Source organism: Micrococcus sp. EYE_212 (genome assembly GCF_023147585.1).
Lineage (GTDB): Bacteria > Actinomycetota > Actinomycetes > Actinomycetales > Micrococcaceae > Micrococcus.
In genome coordinates, this window is record NZ_JAHXOZ010000022.1 from 1 (window position 1) to 19,898 (window position 19,898).

Here is a 19,898-nt window from a genome sequence, read left to right on the forward strand (position 1 = left end):
CGAGCCCAGGGCAAACGCCACAACCAGGCGCTGATTGCGCTGGCCCGGCGCCGCACCGACGTGCTTTACGCGATGCTCCGCGATGGCACCCTGTATCAAGATCCGACCGCCCCGCCAGCACCATCATCAGTCGCTCTCGCGGCTTGACGAAAACCATAGAGGCACCCCCCGGGGAACGAGGTGTCACGAAGTGTGGGTATGGCGGCCGCATACCCACACTTCGTGACACCTCGTTCGGGGGTGAGGGGGCGTCCCGGCTGTTCACCCGCGCGTCGCTGTCCCGTCCGGGCCGTGTGGTTGGGTGGGGCCATGACCAAGAAGCTCGTATGCCTGGATGTGGACGGAACGATCGTGGACCACGACGGGCACCTGCATGAGCCCGTGCGTGAGGCCGTCAAGGCCGTCGTCGCGGCGGGCCACCACGTCGTGATCGCCACGGGGCGCTCCCGCGGGGCCACGCTGCCGGTGGGGGAGTCCCTCGGGATCGACGCCGGCTACATGGTCTGCTCGAACGGCGGCATCACCCTGCGCCTGGACCGCGGCCTGGAGGACGGCTACGAGGTGACGGACTGCCGCACGTTCGAGCCGCGCTCCGTGCTCACGCAGCTGCGCCGCCGCCTGCCCAGCGCGAAGTACGCCGTGGAGGTCCCGGACGGCCGGTTCCTCTCCACCGAGCGCTTCCAGGACGCCTCCTTCGGCGTGGACGCCACGGGCACCACGTTCGACGCGCTCATGGACGCCACCGCCGTGCGCCTCGTGGTGTTCTCGACGGACTCCTCGGCTGAGGAGTTCGGGCGCGCGGTGGAGGGCATCGGCCTCTCCGGCGTGACGTACTCCGTGGGCTGGACGGCGTGGCTGGACGTCGCCGCGGCGGGCGTCACGAAGGCCTCGGCGCTGGAGGGGCTGCGCACCGTGCTCCACGTGGGCATCGAGGACACCGTGGCGGTCGGGGACGGCCGCAACGACCTCGAGATGCTGCGCTGGGCCGGCCGCGGCGTGGCCATGGGCCAGGCCGTGCGCGAGGTCAAGGAGGCCGCGGACGAGGTGACCGGCGGGGTGGACGACCACGGCCTCGCGGACGTGCTGTGGTCGCTCGTCCCGGAGGCCGACCGCCCCGCGGGCGTGCGCGTGCAGGAGCCGGCGGCCGTCTGACGGCCCACCGGCGCTGACCCTGATGCTCCCGCCGCTACCCGGCTGGCGCGGCGGCTGGAACGCAGGGGTCAGCCGTCAGCGGGGAGTCGGGCGCCGGTGGGCTGCAGGGGGAGGGCTGTCTCAGGCGGCATCGACGAGGCCCAGCAGCCGCGCGGCAGCCGGCCGGCAGGCGTGCTCCTCGTTCCAGAACGCGCGCTGCGTCGCCTGGGACACCGCCTGCACCGTGATCCCCAGTGCTTCGGCGGCGGGCCTCTGCTGGCCGCGCACGCCGGGGACGAGCAGGTCCAGCACGGCCCACTCCGCCTCGGTGCGTGTCCACACGAGCTGGCCCACCAGTTTGAGCACCGCCTCGGCCTCCGCCGCGGCCGTCTCGTCCCGGCCCCGCACGGCCAGCGGGATGCGCGCGGTGGAGAGGGCGGCCGCCTCCACGGCGCGGCGCGCGGCGGAGAGCGCCGGCCCGCCGGCGTCGTGGACGTCCCCGGACTCCGGCAGGCCCGGCGTCCCGTCCGCGTGCATCACGCCCCCGACGCCGACCCCCACGTTCCAGCGCCGCTCCCGCAGCGCGCGCAGCGCCACGTCCACGGCGAGGGCAGGGTCCTCGACCGCGCCGATCAGCTCGTCGCCCACGGAACGCTGGAAGGGCAGCGCCGCCGCCGCCTCGAGCCCGGGCACTGCGTCCAGGCTGCGCAGGAAGGCGTCCACGCGATCGCCGGCGTCGGGGGTGTCCCGCTGGTTGAGGGTGAGCACGAGCATGCGCTCGATTGTGCCAGCGCAGACGGCGGCCGCCCACCCGGATGGGTGAGCGGCCGCCGTCGTGCGTGGCGCGGGACGCGCCGGGGGTGGTCCGGGGGTCAGCGGCCCTGCGGCACGTCGGTCTCGGAGCCCTCCTCGGTGGCCGGCTCGGCCTCCGCGGTGTCCACGTCGCGGCCCTGCGGCTCGTCGGACGGGGAGTGCTCACCGGCGGCGGCGAAGCGCTCGATGGAGGCTTCGAGCTCCTTCTCGGCGTCCGCGCGGCCCTGCCAGCCCTCGGCCTTGACCCACTTGCCCGGCTCGAGGTCCTTGTAGCGGGTGAAGAAGTGCTCGATCTCCTGCTTGAGGGACTCCTCGACGTCCTCGAGCTCCACGATGTGGTCGAACCGCTTGTCTGCGGGGACGCACAGCAGCTTGGCGTCGCCGCCGCCGTCGTCGGTCATGTTGAACACGCCGACCGGACGGGCCTCCACGATGCAGCCGGGCACCAGGTCGAAGCCCGGCAGGAACACGAGGGCGTCCAGCGGGTCGCCGTCCTCGCCGAGGGTGTTCTCGAAGTAGCCGTAGTGCGTGGGGTACTGCATCGAGGTGAACAGCACGCGATCCAGGCGCAGGCGGCCGGTCTCGTGGTCGAACTCGTACTTCACGCGGGAGCCCGCGGGGATCTCGATGGTGACGTCGTGCGCCATGGCTTCTCCTTCAGACAGGGGCGATTCCCGGACGGCGGGCGCGCCGCCCGGCAGTGCTGGGGTCAGCCTACCGCCGCGCCCCGCCACTGCGCCGGAGGGGCGCGTGAGGCAGGGCACTCGCGGCTGGGCGTGGGCGCTGATCGTCCTGGGGCTCCAGGCCGTGGCGACCGCACTGGCACTGCTCCTGGGAGGACGGGGCGGAGAGGTGGGCGAGGGGTCCGCCACGACCGCCCCCGCGCCCCCGCCGACGGCGGAGTCCTCCGCCGAGGGGCCGGCCGGGCCCGCGACTCCCTCCTCCGCCGGCTCCCCCCGGATCACCAGCTCCGTGCGCCTCGGGGACGGCTGCCTCGCGGCGGAGCACGGCACGCAGGTGCGCGGCGTGGACGGCCGCCGCCTCGTGTGCACGTGGGGGGACGGCGCGTCCACGTGGACCGAGGTCGCGGACTGACGCCGGCACGCCGCGGCGGCTTTGCACCTGCAACCGCGGGTCCGTCATCATGGTCGGCATGGCCCTCACCGATCACGACCTCCAGGACAACCTCGACCAGCAGCGCGCGCTGTACGGGCAGCCGCTGGGCGAGCGGTTCGGCGTCCTGCGTGAGGCGTACGGGGTCAGCCAGCGGGCCCTGGCCGGGGTCCTCGGCCTGTCCGCGCCGATGCTCTCCCAGCTCGGCTCCGGGCAGCGGATCAAGATCGGCAACCCCGCCGTCTACGCGCGCCTCGTCATGCTCGAGGAGCGCATGGGAGAGGGCGACCGCGCCGCCGTGCTGGAGGAGGTCCGCGCGTCGGACCCCGTGCTGACCACGCGCGTGCGTGCGGTCACCGGTGACGGTGCGGCGGCGACGTCGGACGCGCGCCTCGATGACGCCGGACCCGACGCCTTCGCCGCGGCCCATCACCACCGGGCGAGCGCGGCGCAGTGGGACGCGGTGCTCGAGGCCGCGCGCCGCAGCGGCGCGGACGAGCTCGTCGCCCTCTTCTCCGCGGCCCGGTCCGTCGCCGCGGGCGACGCCACCCCGGTGGCGTCGTGACCGACCGCCGCTCCGATCGCACGATCGTCGTCCTCTGCGTGCTGCTGGCGCTGGCCGTGGCCACCCTGCTCGGCATGCTGGCCCGGGACTTCCTGCTCCCGCGACTGGCCTCGGGGCCCGCCCCCTCGGCGGTCTGGTCCGCCCCCGCCCCGTCCCCCGCCCCGTCCCCCTCCCCGACGACGACGCCGTCCCCCTCCCCGACGCCGCGGGCCTCGACCTCGGCCCCGGGGGAGGTGCCCTCGGCCGCCGCGGTGGCGGACGCGGTCGAGTCGGGGCTGGCGGCTGCCCCGGGGGTGGCGTCCGCGGAGTTCCGTGACCTCGCCACGGGGCGGGTGCTGTTCTCCCGGCGCGCGGACGAGCCGGTCGCGCCGGCGTCGGCCATGAAGCTCCTGACGGCCGCGGCCGCCGTGGACGCGCTCGGCCCGGACGCCGCTCTCACCACCCGCGTGGTCGCCCGTCCGGCGGCGGACGGCGGAGCCACGGAACTGGTGCTCGTCGGCGGCGGCGACGTCCTGCTCGGCACGGGGGCCTCGGACCCTTCGAGCGTGGCGGGCCGCGCCGGCCTGCGCACCCTCGCGGAGCGGACCCTGGCCGGGCTGGACGAGCGCGGCGTCACCGGCCGGGTGGTGGTGAGCACGGACCTGCGCCTGTTCCAGGACGAGGCCCCGCTCAACCCGGCGTGGTCCACGGGGATGGTGGAGAGCGGCAACATCGCCCCTGTCCAGCCGCTGGCCACCTACGGCGGGCGGGCCACGCCGGGGACCGGACAGGACCGGCTGGCGGACCCGGCCGCGTCCGCCGCCCGCACCTTCCAGGCCGAGCTCGCCGCCCTCGCGGAGGACGCGGCGGAGGCGGGCGAGGGCGGCGTCGAGGTGGCCGTGCGGGAGGAGGTCCCCGCGACGCAGGCGCCCCGCGAGGAGGTGCGCGCGGCCGCGTCCGTGGCGGAGGTGACGTCCGCTCCCGTCCGCGCGCAGGTCGAGCACATGCTCATGCACTCGGAGAACCAGGTGGCCGAGGCCCTCGCGCACACCGCGGCCGCGGCGGCCGGGCTCCCCGCCACCCACGACGGCGCCGCCGCACTCCTCGAGCGTCGGGTCGCGGCGCTGGGCGTGGACACGGCGGGCATGGACGTCGTGGACGCCTCCGGCCTCGCCGCCGCCAACCGGGTGAGCCCGGAGCAGCTCGTGGAGGTGGTGACGGGGCTGTCGGCGGAGCCGGCCCAGGACGGGGTGCTGGACGCGCTGCCGCGCCCCGGCGAGGACTCCACGCTGGGCGAGCGCTTCCCGTCCCCGCCCGCACGTGGCGCCGTGGCCGCCAAGACCGGCACCCTCGACCAGACGGTCTCCCTCACCGGCACCGTCACCACGACGTCGGGGCGGGTGCTCGCGTTCAGCGTGGTGTGCTCCGAGGTCGACTGGCAGATCGAGCCGGCGCGGGCGGCGATCGACGAGGCGGTGGCCGCGGTCGCCGCCCTGTGAGCGGGCACCGGACCCGGTCCCGTGTCCGGCGCCTGTGATGGGATGGGCCGCATGAGCGCAGACCAGCCCCGCATGTCCGGCGGCCCCACCGCCGGCCCGGCCGCACCCGCCGTGCACCCCGTGGACTGGGCGTTCGCCGCCCGCACGGCCGAGGCCCTCACCGTGGCCGGGCCGCGCACCTCCGCGCGGGAGGCGCGCGGGGAGGCCGAGGGCCTCCGTGCGGCCGCGGCGGCCTCCGTGCCGCACGTCCACCGGCTGACCGGACTCGAGGCGGCCCGGGACCTGCTCGACTCCCAGGTGCTCGTGGTGGACCGCCCCACGTGGTCCCGCGCGAACACGCAGTCCTTCGCGGCGCTTCTGGGCCCCACGTTCGCACACCTGCAGGCCACGCGCCCGGCTGAGTACGAGGCCGCCACCACGCCCGTCGCGACGCGCGCCACCGCCCTGGAGATGGGCGGCATCCTCGCGTGGCTCTCCGCCAAGGTGCTCGGCCAGTACGACCCGTTCAGCGCCCTCCCGGGGCCCGACGGCGTCCCCGCCGGCCCCGCGGGCGGCCGCCTGATGCTCGTGGCGCCGAACGTGGTGCAGGTGCGCCGCGAGATCCACGTGGACCCCGCCGACTTCCGGCTCTGGGTGTGCCTGCACGAGCAGACCCATCGGGTCCAGTTCGCCGCCGCCCCGTGGCTGCGCGGGCACCTGCGGTCGGAGATCACCGGGCTCACCGGCGGGCTGTTCGACAAGGCCGAGTCCCTGCCCGAGCGGCTGCGCTCCGCCCTGGCCGCCGCGAACCCCCTGGCGGGGTCCGTGCGGGGTCGGGGCGGCGGCGTCGCGAGCCACGCCGGCGGGGAGGCGGGCCCGGCTGTGACGTCGGGCCGGCCGAGCCTGGGCCTGCTCGGCGCGTTCCAGGACGAGGAGGACCGGGAGCGCCTGTCCCGCGTGACCGCCGTGATGTCCCTGCTCGAGGGCCACGCGAACGTCGTCATGGACGCCGTGGACTCCTCCGTCGTGTCCTCCGTCAAGACCATCCGCCGCCGCTTCGACGAGCGCGGGGACCGCCGCTCCGCGGTGGACCGGGCGATCCGCCGGATCCTCGGGATGGACGCCAAGATGGCCCAGTACCGGGACGGCCAGCGATTCGTGGACGCCGTGGTCGGGGAGATCGGCATGGACGGGTTCAACGTGGTGTGGCACGCCCCGGAGCTGCTGCCGAGCGAGGCGGAGATCCACGCGCCCGAGACGTGGGTGGCGCGGATCCGCGCCGAGGCCTGACGGGTCCGCTCCGGTGACGCTCCCCGCCCTGGACGCGGTCACCCCGTGGCCGCGGCGCGCCCGCTGGCCGGGGGCCCTCCACCGCGCCGTGGCCGCGGTGCGGACGGTCCTCGGACCGGACGCCGACGGCGGCGCGACCGGTGGGCGCGGGTCGTCTCGGGCGCGGGCCGAGGAGGGCGCGCAGGCCCCCCGGGCACTCGTGGCGCTGTCCGGCGGGGCGGACTCCCTGGCCCTCGCGGTGGCCTGCGCCGTGCTGACGGCGACGCGCGCCGGGCGGCCGCTGGGTCCGGTGGGCGCCGTCGTGGTGGACCACGGGCTGCAGGACGGCAGCGCGGCGGTCGCGGCGGCCGCCGCGCAGGTCGCCCGCGGCCTCGGCCTGGACCCCGTCACCGTGACGCCCGTGCGGGTGGTCCCCGCGGGGGACGGCCCCGAGGCCGCGGCCCGCACCGCGCGTCGGGAGGCTCTGGCCCGCGCCGCCGAGACCGCGTCCGCCGACGCCCTCGCCCTCGTGCTCACCGCCCACACCGCCGACGACCAGGCCGAGCAGGTGCTCCTCGGCCTCGCCCGGGGATCCGGCACCCGGTCGCTCGCGGGGATCCCGACGCGCGGGACCCTGCCCGGCGGCATCCCCGTGGCCCGGCCCCTGCTCGGCCTCACCCGGGCGGACACCGAGGCGATCTGCCGGTGGGCCGGGATCGCCTGGTTCGAGGACCCCCACAACCGGGCCCCGGCCCTGCTGCGCTCGCGGATCCGCACCCGCGTCCTGCCGGCCCTCGAGGACCCCGACGCCGGCCTCGGCCCCGGCGTGCGCGACGCCCTCACGCGCACCGCCGCCCTGGCCGCCGAGGACGCCGACGCCCTCGACGCGTGGGCCGGTCGGGAATTCGCGGGCCTGCTCCTGGGGGACGCGCGTGCCGGTGCGGATGCTCCGGACCCCGCGGCCGAGGCGGGGCGCCCCGTGGGGGAGGCGCCCGGCGTCGTGGTGGCGCTCGATCTGGACGGGCTGGCCGCCCTGCCGCCGGCGGTGCGCCGCCGGGTGATCGTCCGCGCCGCCCGCCGGGCGGGGGCGGAGGACCTCTCTCGGGAACGGGTGCTCGCCGTGGAGACCCTCGTCACGGGGGCCCGCCGGGGCGGCACGTCGGCCGGTCCCGTGGAGCTGGCCGGCGGCGTGCGTGCGGTCCGGGAGGGGCCCGGAGTGACGTGCGTCGCGGAGTCCTCCGGGCAGGCCGACGGTGGGGGCCCGTGTGCCAGACTGGTCCTCATCCCCCGACGCCCCGGCTGCTGACCGCGACCCGGCGCCGGCCCCACCCGCACGAGCACCCAGGAGCGGCACCCGCATGGACGCACAGGATGTCCGGAAAGACCTCACCCACGTCCTCATGAGCAAGGAGGACGTCCAGGACACCATCACGGACCTCGCCGCGCAGATCGACCGCGACTACGAGTCCAAGGACCTCCTGATCGTGGCCGTGCTCAAGGGCGCCGTGATGGTGGTCGCCGACCTCACCCGGGCCCTGCACTCGCACGTCGAGATGGACTTCATGGCCGTGTCCTCCTACGGCTCCGGCACCAAGTCCTCCGGCGTGGTGCGGATCCTCAAGGACCTCGACGCGGACCTGACCGGCCGCCACGTGCTGATCGTGGAGGACATCATCGACTCGGGGCTGACCCTCTCCTGGCTCAAGGCGAACCTCGAGTCCCGCGGCCCGGAGTCGGTGGAGATCTGCGCGCTGCTGCGCAAGCCGGACGCGATGAAGGTGGAGATCGACGTGAAGTACGTCGGCCGCGACATCCCCAACGAGTTCGTGGTGGGCTACGGCCTCGACTACGCCGAGAAGTACCGCAACCTGGACTTCGTCGGCACGCTGGCCCCGCACGTCTACAGCTGACCCCCGCCGCCCGCGGGGGAGAGGGGGCTGTCCACCGGCGGCGAACTCCCCGCGGCCCGTCCCCGCGCCGCTCCGCCCGCCCGGTACCGTGGTGCAGTGACCCAAGGCCCGGGCCGCGCCTCCGTGCACCCGGCCCGCGTCCCGCCGGGACATGGCAGACCAGGAGACAGACGGACCGTGAAGAAGCTGTTCAACAAGCCCTACGTCTGGATCCTGCTCGGGCTCCTCGTGCTGGGGATGGCCATCCCGCTGGCCACGAGCCAGGGCGGCCGCGCGATGGTGGACACCAACGTGGGCATGTCCATGCTGAAGGACGACAGGGCCGTGGAGGCCCGCGTGGTCGACGGCGACCAGCGCGTGGACCTCTCCCTCCGTGAGCCCTACGAGCAGGACGGCCGGGACCTCGGCAAGGACGTCTACTTCCACTTCTCCGCGGCGCGCGCGGACGACGTCGTCGCGGCCGTGGACCAGTCCGCGCTGGACGGCTACACGGACGAGCCGGTGCGCAGCAACTGGCTCACCTCGCTGCTGGGCCTCATGGTCCCGTTCCTGCTGATCTCCCTGTTCTTCTGGTTCCTCCTCTCCCGCATGCAGGGCGGCGGCGGCAAGGTCATGCAGTTCGGCAAGTCCCGCGCGAAGCTCATCAACAAGGACAACCCGGACGTCCTGTTCAAGGACGTCGCCGGCGCGGACGAGGCCGTGGAGGAGCTCGAGGAGATCAAGGAGTTCCTCACCGTCCCGGACCGCTTCCACGCGGTGGGCGCCAAGATCCCCAAGGGCGTGCTGCTCTACGGCCCTCCCGGCACGGGCAAGACCCTGCTCGCCAAGGCCGTGGCCGGCGAGGCCGGGGTGCCCTTCTACTCGATCTCCGGCTCGGACTTCGTGGAGATGTTCGTGGGCGTGGGCGCCTCCCGCGTGCGCGACCTCTTCGAGCAGGCCAAGAACAACGCGCCGGCCATCATCTTCGTGGACGAGATCGACGCCGTCGGCCGGCACCGCGGCGCGGGCATCGGCGGCGGCAACGACGAGCGCGAGCAGACCCTGAACCAGATGCTCGTGGAGATGGACGGCTTCGACGCCTCCACCAACGTCATCATGATCGCAGCCACCAACCGCCCGGACGTCCTGGACCCGGCGCTGCTGCGCCCCGGCCGCTTCGACCGGCAGATCCCCGTGGAGGCCCCTGACCTGGAGGGCCGCGCGAAGATCCTCGAGGTCCACGCGCAGGGCAAGCCGATCGCCATGGACGTGGACCTGCGCTCCCTGGCCAAGCGCACCCCGGGCTACACGGGCGCGGACCTGGCGAACGTCATCAACGAGGCGGCGCTGCTCACGGCCCGCTCGAACAACAACGTGATCGACGACAAGGCCCTGGACGAGGCCGTGGACCGCGTGATGGCGGGCCCGCAGAAGCGCACGCGCCTCATGAACGAGCACGAGCGCAAGGTCACGGCCTACCACGAGGGCGGCCACGCGCTCGTGGCGGCCGGCCTGCGCAACTCTGCCCCCGTCACCAAGATCACGATCCTGCCGCGCGGCCGCGCCCTGGGCTACACGATGGTGGTGCCGGAGAGCGACAAGTACTCGGTCACGCGCAACGAGCTGCTCGACCAGCTGGCCTACGCGATGGGCGGCCGCGTGGCCGAGGAGGTCGTCTTCAAGGACCCCTCCACCGGCGCGGCCAACGACATCCAGAAGGCCACCGAGACGGCGCGCAAGATGGTCACCGAGTACGGCATGAGCTCCCGCGTGGGCGCCGTGAAGCTCGGCACGGGGGACTCCGAGCCGTTCGTGGGCGGGGGCTCCGGCAGCTCGTCCCGCGAGTACTCCGACGAGCTGGCCTCCCTCGTGGACGCCGAGGTCCGCGCCCTCCTCGACGGTGCGCACGCCGACGCCCACTGGGTGCTCACCGAGAACCGTGACATCCTCGACCGGCTCGCCTACGAGCTCCTCGAGCGGGAGACCCTCAACCAGGAGGAGATCGCCGAGATCTTCGCGGACGTGCGCAAGCGTCCGGAGCGGGAGCTCTGGCTCGCGGCCGACGAGCGCCTCCCCCACGACGTGCCGCCGGTCCTGTCCCCGGTCGAGCGCCGCTCGCGCCGCGACGCGGAGGAGCAGGCGCCCGTCGGCACCTCGAACAGCACGGTGCCGGTCGCTCCCGAGGGCGCGCCGCCGTCGTCGCTGGGCGGAGACGCCCCCGGCGGCACGCCGCCGGCCACCGGCCCGGGCAACGCGCCCGGCCCCGGGAAGGGGCCGACGTGGTGAACCCGGACCTGCTCCTGCACGACGACGGCCCGATGGGCGAGGACGACGCGTTCCCGGGCGTGCCCGGCACGTTCGACCCGCGCTCGACCGCCGTGGACCGGCCGCGCATCGAGCGGGCCGTCCGGGAGATCCTCGAGGCGATCGGCGAGGACCCGGACCGCGAGGGGCTGCAGGACACCCCGAAGCGCGTGGCCAAGGCGTACGCGGAGTTCTTCGCGGGCCTGCACCAGAGCCCCGAGCAGGTGCTGGGCACCACGTTCGACATCGCGCACGAGGAGCTCGTGCTGGTGAAGGACATCCCCTTCTACTCCACGTGCGAGCACCACCTGGTCCCCTTCCACGGCGTGGCGCACATCGGCTACATCCCCTCCGCCGAGGGGCGGGTGACGGGGCTGTCCAAGCTCGCCCGGCTCGTGGAGCTCTACGCCCGCCGCCCGCAGGTGCAGGAGCGGCTCACCACGCAGGTGGTGGAGGCCCTCATGGAGCACCTGGCGCCGAAGGGTGCGATCGTGGTGGTCGAGGCCGAGCACCTGTGCATGTCCATGCGGGGGGTGCGCAAGCCGGGCGCGAAGACCGTCACCTCGGCGGTGCGCGGGCAGCTGCGGGACCCGTCCACGCGGGCCGAGGCCATGAGCCTCATCATGCACGGCTGAGCGACGTCGGGCGCACCCGCGGGCGCCGCCCCCGAACGAGGAGGACACAGTGAGCACGCGTGAGGCCAACCGGGCCCTGCTGGGCGCCCTGCCCGCGGACCGCACCCTGGTGATGGGCATCCTGAACGTCACCCCGGACTCGTTCTCCGACGGCGGCGCCCACGACGCCGTCGGCCCCGCCCTCGCCCACGCGCGGTGGATGCTCGCCGAGGGGGCGGACATCATCGACGTCGGCGGCGAGTCCACGCGCCCGGGCGCGCAGGCCGTGCCCCCGCAGCAGGAGCAGGAGCGGATCCTCCCGGTCGTCGAGGCGCTGCTGGCCGACGGGGCCGTGGTCTCCGTGGACACGATGCACACGGCCACCGCGCGGGCCGCCCTCGAGCTGGGCCCCGTGATCGTCAACGACGTCTCCGGCCTCGTCCACGAGCCGGACATGCCCGAGCTCATCGCCGAGACGGGCGCGCCGTACGTGCTCATGCACAACCGCGGCAAGCCCCAGGCCATGGACGGACTGGCGGAGTACGCGGACACCGTGCCGGACGTGGTGTGCGAGCTGCGCGCCGTGGCGGAGCGCTTCATGGCGGCGGGCGTGGAGCGCGAGCAGCTGATCCTGGACCCGGGGCTCGGCTTCGCGAAGGCCGGCGAGCAGAACTGGGAGCTGCTGCGCGGCCTCGAGTGGCTGCAGGCGATGGGCCACCCCGTGCTGGTGGCCGCCTCCCGCAAGCGCTTCCTGGGCTCGCTCCTGGAGGACGCGGACGGCGCGGCCCCGGAGCCGACCGAGCGGGACGCCGCCACCGCCGCGGTCAGCGCGCTCTCCGCCTTCCACGGCGTGTGGGCCGTCCGCGTGCACGACGTCCCCTCCAGCGCGGCCGCGGTGCGCGCCGCCGCGGCGTGGCGCGGTGCCTCGTGGCTGGGGAGATCCCTCTCGGCCGAGGTGCCGGCGTGAGCGCGGCCGGGCGCGGCACCGCCCCGGACCGCATCCGCCTGACCGGCCTCACGGCCGTGGGCCGGCACGGCGTGTTCGAGCACGAGCGCCGGGACGGGCAGCCGTTCGTCACGGACGTGGTGCTCCACCTCGACGCCGGCCCTGCCGCCGCCACGGACGACCTCGCCCGCACCGCCCACTACGGCGAGGTCGCCGACACCGTGGTCCGGCTCGTGACGGGCGAGCCGGTGGACCTGATCGAGACGCTGGCCGTGCGGATCGCGGCCGCCGTCCTCGCGGAGCAGCCCGTGGTGGAGGCGGTGGAGGTCACCGTGCACAAGCCGCAGGCCCCCATCCCGCACGACTTCGCCGACGCGGCCGTCACGGTGCTCCGCCGCAGGGAGGAGGGGAGATGAGCCCCACGTCCCACCCCGCCGAGGGGCCCGCCCCGACGCCGGAGCTGGCCGCCCGCCCGGACGAGCCGGTGACGGCCGTGCTCGCGCTCGGGGCCAACCTCGGGGACGTCCGGGAGACCCTCGACCACGCCGTCGCCGTCATCACCGTCACCCCCGACGTCCATGACGTGAAGGCGTCCCCCCGCGCCGTCACGGCCCCCGTGGGCGGCCCGCCCGGACAGCCGGACTACCTCAACCAGGTGCTCCGGATCCGCACGAGCCTCTCCCCGTGGGAGCTCCTCGGCCTGGCGCACCGGCTCGAACAGGAACACCACCGCCGCCGTTCGGAGCGCTGGGGCGCCCGCACCCTCGACGTCGACCTCATCGCCTACGGCGAGCTGCGCAGCGACCACCCGGACCTCACCCTCCCGCACCCGCGGGCCGCGCAGCGGGCCTTCGTGCTCCTGCCGTGGCTGTGGCTCGATCCCGCGGCCGAGCTCGCGGGCGAGCCCGTCGCGCAGCTCGCCGAGCGCGCCGCCGACGCCGGGGGCGTCCGCCGTGCGGCGCCCCGCCGCGCCCGCCTTCTCGGCGGGCCGGGGCAGGCCGGGAGGGATGCGACGTGACCTCCCTGCGCTCGGCGTGGACCGCCGTCGTGCTGCTGGCTGCGGGCGTGCTCGGCTGGCTCGCCGCCCTGGCCGCGCCCTCGATGGGCCTGCCCGCTCCGGCCGTGGGACGCACCGGCCTCATCACGGCGGCGGCCGTCTGCGTCCTCGTCCTCGCGCTGGCGTGGCGCGTGCGGCGGGACCGCGAGAAGCCCGTGGCCGAGCGCATGGACCCGCTGGCCGCGGCGCGCACGCTGGTCCTGGGGCAGGCCGTCGGCTTCACGGGCGCGGCGCTGGCCGGCTGGCACGCCGGCGTCGCGGGGCAGGTGGCCTCCCACACGGGCACCCGGGCCCCCACCGTGGTGGACGCTGCCCTGCTGACCGTGGGCGGACTGGTGATGCTCGTGGCGGGCCTCGTGGTGGAGGCCTGGTGCAGGATCCCCCCTGAGGAGGATGGCGGCGGCGGCGCGGGCGGGCAGGATGGACTCCCGGGAGGCGGCCGACGGGGCCGCCCCGAGACCGAGGGAGGGTACGCACGTGGCCGGGATTGACCAGGACGGGGTGGTGTTCACGCCCGTCTCGTCCAAGCTGACACCAGTGAAGCTGACCGCCTCCACGATCGGACACCTGATCGGGCTGGCGGTCCTCGGCGTGCCGCTCCTCCTCCAGCGTCTCGGCGTGTGGCCCGACTTCTGGACCTGGGCCGCGTGGGGCCTCCCCGCGCTCGTGCTCGTCTCCTGGGTGACGGACCTGGTCCTCATCCCACGCCGAGTGCGGGCCATGGGCTGGGCAGAGCGCGAGGACGACCTGCTGTGGCGCGAGGGCGTGCTGTTCCGCACCCTCAATGCCGTGCCGTACGGACGACTGCAGTACGTGGACACCTCCGACGGCCCCCTCCTGCGCCGCCACGGCCTGCAGACCCTCACGCTCAAGACCGCCGCCTCCGGGCCCGACGTCGAGCTCCAAGGCATCCCCGCCGCCACGTGCGACGAGCTGCGCGAGGTCCTCATGGCCCGCGGCCAGGCCCGGCTGGCGGGGCTGTGAGCGCCGCCGCTCCCCAGCCACCCCGCACCGACGACGACGGCTGGGCCCGCGTCCACCCCGCCTCGCCCTGGGTGAAGGGCTGGACGGGGCTGCTCGTGATGGTCTTCGTCATCGGCCGGGACCTCGTGGAGGACGCCGTGGCCGGGGCGCTCGGCCAGTCCCACACCGCCTCCGGCGACCCCGTGGACCCGCGCTCGCTCCTGATCGGCGGGGCGATCGCCGCGGGCGTCTTCACGCTGGTCTGCCTCGCGTTCTACTTCTCCTGGCGGTTCACGCGCTTCCGCCTCGGCACCGAGGAGATCGAGCTGCGCCAGGGCTGGATCTTCCGCTCCCGGCGCCAGATGAAGTACGACCGCGTCCAGGCCGTCGACCTCCAGCACCCGTTCCCGGCCCGCCTCCTGGGCCTCGCCACCGTGAAGGTGGAGGCAGCCGACGGCGGCGAGTCGGCTCTGGAGCTCGCCTACCTCCGGCGCACGCAGGCCGAACAGGTGCGCCGCGAGATCCTCGACCGCTCCTCGGGCGTCGCGCACCTCGCCCCCGGGGCGGACGAGGCCGCGGCCGCGGCCGTCGTCGCGCCGGGGGAGGGGGCCGACGTCGGGGCCGGGACCGTGGGGGACGCCGCGGGCCAGACCGCGCCCCCGCGGGCGCTGCGGACGCAGGACGAGGGCGAGCTCATGCTGGCCGTGCCGACGGGGCGGCTCATCGGCTCGGTGCTGCTGTCCGGGCGCGTGGCGGGCGTGGCGATCGGCTTCCTCGTGTGGGCCCTGCTGTCCGTGACGTTCCTGGGGGTGATGCCCGCCGACTGGAGCGAGGGCGAGGAGATCACCGTGCTCGGCGTCCTCGGGGCCTCCGCCCTGCCGATGGCGTTCGCCGTGCTGGGCGGCCTGTGGTCGGGGCTCAACACCGGCTGGGGCTTCCAGGTGCGCCGCTCCGCGGACGGGCTGCGCCTGCGCCACGGCCTCACCGAGACCACGTCCCAGACCGTCCCGCCGGGGCGCGTCCAGGGCGTGACCGTCTCCCAGTCGCTGTTCTGGCGCCCGTTCCGCTGGTACCGCGTGAAGGTGTCCGTGGCCGGCTACGGCGAGGACTCGGGCGGCGAGCGCAGCACGGCGCTGCCCGTGGGGACCTGGGAGGACGTCCTGCGCGTGCTCACGGTGGTCGCCCCGGACCCCGGTCTCGAGGGCGACCCGCGCGCCGCGCAGGGCCTCACCGCCGCCGAGCTCCTGCGGCTGGGCCTGCACGGCTCCGGGCCCGAGGGCGGCTTCCGCCACATCCCCCGCCGGGCCCGGGCGTGGTTCAACTGGTTCGCGTGGCGCCGCTCCGGCTTCACCACCACGCGCACCCTCCTCGTGGTGCGCCGGGGGTACTGGAACCGGTCGTTCCAGGCGCTCCAGCACGAGCGCCTGCAGACCGCGAGCCTCGGGCAGGGCCCCGTGCAGCGGCGCCTGCGGATCGCCTCGGTGTCCGTGGCGCTGGCCGGGTCCACGGCCGTGATCCCCGACCTCGACGAGGCCGACGCCCTCGCGCTGTTCGCGCTGGAATCGCGCTACGCCGCGGTCTCGCGCCGGCTCGCGGACCGCAACCACTGGATGGCCCCGGAGGAGCTCGCGCGCTTCGACCAGCGCACCCGCGAGGTGGCCGCCACCGACGTCGGCCGCCGCGCGTTGGCGGAGGCGGGCGTCGCCGTCGTGCCGGGCGCCGGGCGCGTGCCGGCCCCCACCGACCCCGAGGAGAGCGCATGACCGGCGGACTGGACACGAGCCTGGACCCGCGGAAGCGGCCCGGGCGGCTCGGCGTCGGGGTGATCGGCGCAGGGAGGGTGGGCGCCGTGCTGGGCGCGGCCCTGCGGAACGCGGGGCACACCGTCACGGGCGTGCACGCCGTCTCCGAGGCCTCCCGGACCCGGGCCGAGGCGCTGCTGCCGGACGTGCCCGTGCTGGAGGTCCCGGAGATCCTGCGGCGCTCCGAGATGGTGCTGTTCGCGGTGCCGGACGACGTCCTGGGGGAGCTCGTGGCCGGGCTCGTGGCCGCCGGGCACGTGCAGGCCGGCCACCTGCTGGTGCACACCTCGGGCCGCTACGGCGTGGGCGTGATGGGCCCCGTGCGCGCGGCCGGGGCCATCCCGCTGGCCATCCACCCGGCCATGACCTTCACAGGGCTGAGCCTGGACCTCGCCCGACTGCGGGACTGCGTGTTCGGCGTGACCGCGGATCCCGTCGTGCTGCCCGTGGCGCAGGCGCTCGCGGTGGAGATGGGCGGCGAGCCCGTGGTGATCAAGGAGGCGGACCGCGCGGTCTACCACACGGCGCTGAGCCACGGCTCGAACCACCTCGTCACCGTGACGGCGCAGGCGGCCCAGCTGCTGCGGCAGATCGGGGTGGCGGACACCGAGCGGCTGCTGCGCCCGCTCCTGAGCGCCTCGCTCGAGAACGCCCTGGCCGACGGCGACGGCGCCCTGACCGGCCCGGTGGCCCGCGGCGACGTCGAGACCGTGCGCGCCCATCGCGACACCCTGCGCGAGCTGGTGGCCGAGGGCATGCCCGCCGACGTGCTGGACACGTGGGAGGCACTGGCCCGGGCCACCGCCCAGCGGGCCGTCGCGCGCGGGGCGCTGCGGGACGACGTCGCCGCGCGCGTGCTCGACGTGCTGGGGGAGCCGGATGAGGACTGAGGGCGGGGGTCGCTGAGCCCCGGGCGGTCAGACGCGGCCGATGGCGGCCCTGGTATTCTGGACGCAACAGTTCAGCCCGCCTCCCGACGCTCAGCGTCGGGAGTGTGGGCTGGATCTTTCTCTCGGAGGTGCGATGCAGCCGCTGAAGGCCTCGACGAGCGTCGAAGAGCAGATCCAGATCCTGCGAAGGCGGGGCATGGCACTGGAGCCGGAGGAGGCCCGCCGCTGGCTCAACACCGTGGGCTACTACCGGCTGAGTGGGTACGCGTTCGTCTACCGCGGGCCTGAGGCCGACCACTTCCTGCCGGGAGTGTCATTCGGGGACGTCGTCGCTCTGTATGAGTTCGACCGCAAGCTCCGCACCTTGATCCACGACGGGATCGAGCGCGTCGAGATCGGCCTTCGGGCGGCGGTCAGCCGGGTGGTGGCCGACCGGTACGGGGCCGAAGGCCATCTTGACCCGGTGAATTTCCGTCCGACGTTCGACCATGCGGAGTGGCTTGCCGTCGCGGGCCGTCGCGCCGCGCGGGCGAAGCGGCACACGGTCTTCGTCCGGCACCACGAGGATCACTACGCGGGCCGCATGCCCATCTGGGTGGTCCTTGAGGTGCTGGACTTCGCGGACGTCTCGAGGCTGGTCGACGGAATGCGGGTGGCCGATCAGTGGGCCGTCGCGGATCACCTGGGACTCGAACTCGACCTCGCGACGCTGCCTGCGGGGTCCGCCAAGCGGGCCAAGAAGAACCACCCCGTGGCCCGGTGGTGCGAGCAGCTGTCCATCGTGCGCAACACCGCCGCTCACCATGGGCGCGTGTGGAATCGGTCATTTGCCCCCGCGCCCACCGCGGCGCTGGCGTCGTTGCCCGGGATGGCGGCCCTGCCGTCGGGTCAGAGCGAACGCATCGGCGGCGCGCTGATGGTCATCGCCGCATGTCTGCGCACGCTCTCCCCGGGGTCTTCGTGGGCGGGACGGATCCGCCGGCTTGTGGAGACGGAACTCGTCCCCACGCGCCCGGGAGGGCCTGGGGAGATGGGCCTCCAGACGGGCTGGAACTCGCCGGGCGGGGTTCTCGGAACTCCGCCGCACGGATAAGCCGACCAGGAGGCGCTCAATCACGCCTGAGACTGGTGATCAGTCCGGACCTGCGGTCGGTCAGAGGCGGCCGTCGCGGATCGCGGCGACGACGCCGTCGGCCGCGTCCTCGATCTGGCGGTACATCTCCTCGAACCGCTCGCGCGGCTGACCCCACGGGTCCGGGACCTCGCGCACCCCGGCGGTGTCGACGTCGGAGGCGAACTCGCCCATCATCCGCACCTTGGCGCGCTGGGCGTCCGTGGCGGCGAGGCGGCGGGCGTTCTTCAGGTTCACGTGGTCCATGACGAGGATGAGGTCGGCCTCCTCCAGGTCCGCCGCGGTCAGCTGGGCGCCCACGGTGGGGAAGTCGTAGCCGAGCTCCTCGCCGACGGAGAGCGTGAGCTCGTGCGGGCGTTCGCCCACGTGGTCGTCGGCGGTGCCGGCCGAGGTGACCGTGACGTCGTCGGCGAGGCCGGCGTCCGCGAGTCGGCGCCGCAGCACGGCCTCGGCGGCGGGGGAGCGGCAGATGTTGCCCAGGCAGACCGTCACGATGCGCATGAGGCCAGTGTCCCAAAGGGCGAGGCGGGGGGCCATGCCCGAGCGGGCGGCGCCGTCGTCGCCCGAACGCCTGGCACGATGGATCCCATGACCGAGCAGCCCGATCTGTCCCCCCTGACCGAGACCGAGCAGGAGTGGGTCAGTGCCCGCCGCGACTTCGCCGCGCAGGAGGGCGTGGACCATCTGGACCTGGACGCCGTGAGCGCCTACTACGACCGTCTCGTGGCCCGGGCCGGCGCCGCGGACGTGGACCCGAACGAGCTGGGAGTGCACCTCGACGTCGTCGTGGTGCTGCTGGGGGAGCACCTCGGCGCCCGCCACGGCATGCAGTGGGTGACCCTGAAGGACGACGAGGGCTCCGAGCTCGGCCTGCGCGACCACCTCTCCGACGCCGTGATCTTCCCGCACTCCGTGGTCGGCGAGAGCTGGAACCACGGCGCCACGGGCTGGATGGGCGAGTACGTCGACTGGCTCGGCACGCAGCTGCAGGAGATCCGCGCGAAGGCCCGCGCCGAGGACTGAGGCGGGGCGCCCGGTGAAGGCTGAGGGGGACGCTCAGGTCGCCACCCGGCCACCGAACCGCCACCGGACCGCCACCGCGGCTGACCCCTGCGTTCGTGCCGCGACGGACGGGATGCAGCGGCCCGAACGTCGGCACTCTCCTTCGCGGAGGCAGGCGCACACGCCGCTTCCCCAAGGCGTAGCGGCGTGTGCGCCTGCCTCCCGGGGAGGGGCCCGTGTTGCCCCGGTCACACCAGCCCGGATAGAACGGACGGCATGACCTCGCCCGACACATCGTCCCCGGCCGCCTCCCCCACGACCTCGGCCGCCCCCACGCCCGCTTCAGCCCCCACCCCCTTCCACGACCTCTCCGCGTTCGTCGCACTGCCCCGCGTCTCCGGCCTCACCCTGAGCCCGGACGGCACGCGCCTCGTCACCACGGTCGCCACCCTCAACGGCAAGGGCACCGGCTACGCCACCGCACTGTGGGAGCTCGACCCCGCAGGCGAGCGCCCCGCCCACCGCCTCACCCGCTCCCGGGAGGGCGAGTCCGGCGCCGCGTTCGCCGCGGACGGCACCCTCTACTTCACCTCCACGCGCCCTGACCCCTCCGTCGACGACGCCGACAAGGCCGCCGCGCTCTGGGCCCTCCCTGCCCGCGGAGGCGAGGCCCGCGTCGTGCTCAACCGCCCGGGCGGCGTCTCGGGGGTGACCTGCGCGGCGAAGGGCGAGGCCGTCGTCGTCACCGCGGAGCGCCTGAGCGGCGCGAGCACCGAGGCCGAGCACGCCCGCCTGGCGAAGGCCCGCAAGGACGCCGGCGTGGACGCGATCCTCCACACGGGCTACCCCGTACGCGGTGGATTCAATCGGTCGTCGCAACACCCTCTCGGAATCACTGGAGGTATGGGCGATGGCAAGCAAGGACTGGGCAAGGAAGATCAGTGACGCGCC

General features: G+C 74.9%; 21 protein-coding genes and 2 pseudogenes. 20 read left to right on the forward strand and 3 right to left on the reverse strand.

Annotated elements, in window-relative coordinates; translation table 11 throughout:
* A pseudogene (locus KZX60_RS11205) lies at nucleotides 1-147 on the forward strand (IS110 family transposase); the annotation flags it as partial.
* A 162-nt stretch (nucleotides 148-309) separates the two neighbouring features.
* On the forward strand, nucleotides 310-1,152 hold the full coding sequence (locus tag KZX60_RS11210) for an HAD family hydrolase (RefSeq protein ID WP_248118403.1): 843 nt from the start codon (nucleotides 310-312) through the stop codon (nucleotides 1,150-1,152).
* Nucleotides 1,153-1,272: 120 nt separating this feature from the next.
* On the opposite strand, the gene KZX60_RS11215 is transcribed toward KZX60_RS11210, so the two are convergent.
* Complete coding sequence (locus KZX60_RS11215) at nucleotides 1,273-1,905, reverse strand: hypothetical protein (RefSeq protein WP_248118405.1); 633 nt, start codon at nucleotides 1,903-1,905, stop codon at nucleotides 1,273-1,275.
* A gap of 98 nt (nucleotides 1,906-2,003) precedes the next feature.
* On the reverse strand, nucleotides 2,004-2,591 hold the full coding sequence (locus tag KZX60_RS11220; RefSeq protein WP_248118407.1) for an inorganic diphosphatase: 588 nt from the start codon (nucleotides 2,589-2,591) through the stop codon (nucleotides 2,004-2,006).
* A gap of 103 nt (nucleotides 2,592-2,694) precedes the next feature.
* Between KZX60_RS11220 and KZX60_RS11225 the strand changes: the two genes are divergently transcribed.
* The 16 genes from KZX60_RS11225 to KZX60_RS11300 all read left to right on the forward strand — a co-directional run bounded on the left by KZX60_RS11225 (nucleotide 2,695) and on the right by KZX60_RS11300 (nucleotide 17,906).
* On the forward strand, nucleotides 2,695-3,039 hold the full coding sequence (locus tag KZX60_RS11225) for a hypothetical protein (RefSeq protein ID WP_248118409.1): 345 nt from the start codon (nucleotides 2,695-2,697) through the stop codon (nucleotides 3,037-3,039).
* Nucleotides 3,040-3,097: 58 nt separating this feature from the next.
* Nucleotides 3,098-3,622: a helix-turn-helix domain-containing protein gene (locus tag KZX60_RS11230; protein ID WP_248118411.1), complete on the forward strand. Its 525-nt coding sequence runs from the start codon at nucleotides 3,098-3,100 to the stop codon at nucleotides 3,620-3,622.
* Entirely contained in the window at nucleotides 3,619-5,100 is a 1,482-nt protein-coding gene (dacB, locus tag KZX60_RS11235) for a D-alanyl-D-alanine carboxypeptidase/D-alanyl-D-alanine-endopeptidase (RefSeq protein ID WP_248118413.1), read from the forward strand. The genes KZX60_RS11230 and dacB overlap by 4 nt, the downstream gene beginning before the upstream one ends.
* A 72-nt stretch (nucleotides 5,101-5,172) precedes the next feature.
* Nucleotides 5,173-6,369 (forward strand): zinc-dependent metalloprotease, encoded by a 1,197-nt coding sequence (locus KZX60_RS11240; protein WP_248118451.1) that lies wholly within the window; start codon nucleotides 5,173-5,175, stop codon nucleotides 6,367-6,369.
* A 13-nt stretch (nucleotides 6,370-6,382) separates the two neighbouring features.
* On the forward strand, nucleotides 6,383-7,654 hold the full coding sequence (gene tilS / locus KZX60_RS11245; protein ID WP_248118415.1) for a tRNA lysidine(34) synthetase TilS: 1,272 nt from the start codon (nucleotides 6,383-6,385) through the stop codon (nucleotides 7,652-7,654).
* Nucleotides 7,655-7,706: 52 nt separating this feature from the next.
* Nucleotides 7,707-8,258 (forward strand): hypoxanthine phosphoribosyltransferase, encoded by a 552-nt coding sequence (gene hpt, locus KZX60_RS11250; protein ID WP_248118417.1) that lies wholly within the window; start codon nucleotides 7,707-7,709, stop codon nucleotides 8,256-8,258.
* A 177-nt stretch (nucleotides 8,259-8,435) separates the two neighbouring features.
* Entirely contained in the window at nucleotides 8,436-10,523 is a 2,088-nt protein-coding gene (ftsH, locus tag KZX60_RS11255; protein WP_248118419.1) for an ATP-dependent zinc metalloprotease FtsH, read from the forward strand.
* 32 nt (nucleotides 10,524-10,555) lie between these two features.
* Nucleotides 10,556-11,176, forward strand: a complete 621-nt coding sequence (gene folE / locus KZX60_RS11260) for a GTP cyclohydrolase I FolE (RefSeq protein ID WP_248118453.1) — start codon at nucleotides 10,556-10,558, stop codon at nucleotides 11,174-11,176.
* A gap of 49 nt (nucleotides 11,177-11,225) precedes the next feature.
* Nucleotides 11,226-12,122: a dihydropteroate synthase gene (gene folP / locus KZX60_RS11265; protein ID WP_248118421.1), complete on the forward strand. Its 897-nt coding sequence runs from the start codon at nucleotides 11,226-11,228 to the stop codon at nucleotides 12,120-12,122.
* Nucleotides 12,119-12,517 (forward strand): dihydroneopterin aldolase, encoded by a 399-nt coding sequence (folB, locus tag KZX60_RS11270; RefSeq protein ID WP_248118423.1) that lies wholly within the window; start codon nucleotides 12,119-12,121, stop codon nucleotides 12,515-12,517. The genes folP and folB overlap by 4 nt, the downstream gene beginning before the upstream one ends.
* A complete protein-coding gene (gene folK, locus KZX60_RS11275) occupies nucleotides 12,514-13,119 on the forward strand; it encodes a 2-amino-4-hydroxy-6-hydroxymethyldihydropteridine diphosphokinase (RefSeq protein ID WP_248118425.1) in 606 nt (201 codons plus the stop codon). Before folB ends, folK begins: the two co-directional genes overlap by 4 nt.
* Complete coding sequence (locus KZX60_RS11280) at nucleotides 13,116-13,649, forward strand: DUF3180 domain-containing protein (protein WP_248118427.1); 534 nt, start codon at nucleotides 13,116-13,118, stop codon at nucleotides 13,647-13,649. Before folK ends, KZX60_RS11280 begins: the two co-directional genes overlap by 4 nt.
* On the forward strand, nucleotides 13,636-14,142 hold the full coding sequence (locus tag KZX60_RS11285; RefSeq protein WP_248118430.1) for a PH domain-containing protein: 507 nt from the start codon (nucleotides 13,636-13,638) through the stop codon (nucleotides 14,140-14,142). Before KZX60_RS11280 ends, KZX60_RS11285 begins: the two co-directional genes overlap by 14 nt.
* Nucleotides 14,139-15,884, forward strand: a complete 1,746-nt coding sequence (locus tag KZX60_RS11290; RefSeq protein ID WP_248118432.1) for a PH domain-containing protein — start codon at nucleotides 14,139-14,141, stop codon at nucleotides 15,882-15,884. The genes KZX60_RS11285 and KZX60_RS11290 overlap by 4 nt, the downstream gene beginning before the upstream one ends.
* On the forward strand, nucleotides 15,881-16,813 hold the full coding sequence (locus KZX60_RS11295) for a DUF2520 domain-containing protein (protein WP_248118434.1): 933 nt from the start codon (nucleotides 15,881-15,883) through the stop codon (nucleotides 16,811-16,813). The genes KZX60_RS11290 and KZX60_RS11295 overlap by 4 nt, the downstream gene beginning before the upstream one ends.
* A gap of 133 nt (nucleotides 16,814-16,946) precedes the next feature.
* A complete protein-coding gene (locus KZX60_RS11300) occupies nucleotides 16,947-17,906 on the forward strand; it encodes an Abi family protein (RefSeq protein ID WP_248118436.1) in 960 nt (319 codons plus the stop codon).
* Between the two features lie 60 nt (nucleotides 17,907-17,966).
* On the opposite strand, the gene KZX60_RS11305 is transcribed toward KZX60_RS11300, so the two are convergent.
* Nucleotides 17,967-18,446: a low molecular weight protein-tyrosine-phosphatase gene (locus tag KZX60_RS11305; protein WP_248118445.1), complete on the reverse strand. Its 480-nt coding sequence runs from the start codon at nucleotides 18,444-18,446 to the stop codon at nucleotides 17,967-17,969.
* Between the two features lie 87 nt (nucleotides 18,447-18,533).
* Here KZX60_RS11305 and KZX60_RS11310 point away from each other — a divergent pair, with 87 nt between their 5' ends.
* The gene (locus KZX60_RS11310; RefSeq protein ID WP_248118447.1) at nucleotides 18,534-18,968 is read left to right on the forward strand and encodes a DUF3806 domain-containing protein; all 435 of its coding nucleotides are present in this window, start codon (nucleotides 18,534-18,536) and stop codon (nucleotides 18,966-18,968) included.
* Nucleotides 18,969-19,223: 255 nt separating this feature from the next.
* Nucleotides 19,224-19,802 (forward strand): annotated as a pseudogene (locus KZX60_RS11315) (S9 family peptidase); the annotation flags it as partial.
* Nucleotides 19,803-19,898 lie beyond the last annotated feature (96 nt).